Annotated in this window: 2 protein-coding genes; one reads left to right on the forward strand and one right to left on the reverse strand. The window is 70.0% G+C overall.

Annotated elements, in window-relative coordinates:
- The coding region (locus CCN72_RS28495) for an SPFH domain-containing protein (RefSeq protein ID WP_425276180.1) at nt 1-378 on the forward strand (378 nt) is incomplete at its 5' end.
- 112 nt (nt 379-490) lie between these two features.
- Here CCN72_RS28495 and CCN72_RS28500 read toward each other — a convergent pair.
- On the reverse strand, nt 491-997 hold the full coding sequence (locus tag CCN72_RS28500; protein ID WP_086810770.1) for an HNH endonuclease: 507 nt from the start codon (nt 995-997) through the stop codon (nt 491-493).
- Between the last annotated feature and the right edge of the window lie 56 nt (nt 998-1053).

The following is a 1053-nucleotide window of genomic DNA, read 5'->3' on the forward strand; positions in this document are numbered from 1 at the left end:
CAGGCCGCGATCCTCACGGCCGAGGGTGAGAAGCAGTCCCAGATCCTGCGCGCCGAGGGTGAGGCCAAGGCCGCAGCCCTGCGCGCCGAGGGCGAGGCCCAGGCCGTCCGCACCGTCTTCGAGGCCATCCACGCCGGCGACCCGGACCAGAAGCTGCTCTCTTACCAGTACCTCCAGATGCTCCCGAAGATCGCCGAGGGCGACGCCAACAAGCTCTGGATCGTCCCCAGCGAGATCGGCGACGCCCTCAAGGGCCTCTCCGGCGCCATGGGCAACTTCGGCTCCCTGGGCGGCGGCAACAGCGGCGGCGGCGCCACCCTCCCGGCCCAGAACAAGGGCCCGGCCACGGAACGCCGCGAGAAGCCGAGCATCGACTAGGGACTACTTCGCAAAGTCAGGGTTCCTTCCGCGCCCCTTCAGGGGCGCGGGGAACTGCGCGAGCAACGCACGACAACCCGCACCCGCCGTCAGACAGAGCCCGGCAGACTCCTTAGGCCGCATCCCGAGCGAGCCACTCAGGAAGCCCGTCCAGATCGTCCTGCCGCAAAGCCAGGAGCATCGCATCCGCCGGCGTCGGCTCAAAAGGCGCCCGCAGCAACGCCATCCCGGCCTCCTCCGGAGTCCGGTCCGCCTTCCGGTGATTGTCCTCCGCACACGCCGCCACCGTGTTCAGCCATGTGTCCTGCCCACCCTGGGCCCGCGGCACCACATGGTCCACCGTCGTCGCCCTGCGCCCGCAGTACACGCACCGGTGCCGGTCCCGCACCAGCACCCCCCGCCGCGACCACGGCGCTTGTCTTCGGAACGGCACCCGTACATATCTGCACAGCCTGATCACCCGGGGCGCGGGTATGTCCACGGCGGCCCCCCGCATCCGCAGCTCGGGATGGGCCTGCTCGACCACCGCCTTGTCCTGGAGCACCAGGACGACGGCGCGGTTCAGAGTCACCGTAGACAGCGGCTCGAAACTCGCGTTCAGCACCAGCGTGTCACGCATCCAGCCCACCTCCCGTGCGCACCTGCCCACCCCCCGGCGGGCTTGGATCAACTCTG

Origin of the sequence: Streptomyces murinus, from assembly GCF_002154555.1 — a bacterium.
GTDB classification, from domain to species: domain Bacteria; phylum Actinomycetota; class Actinomycetes; order Streptomycetales; family Streptomycetaceae; genus Streptomyces; species Streptomyces murinus.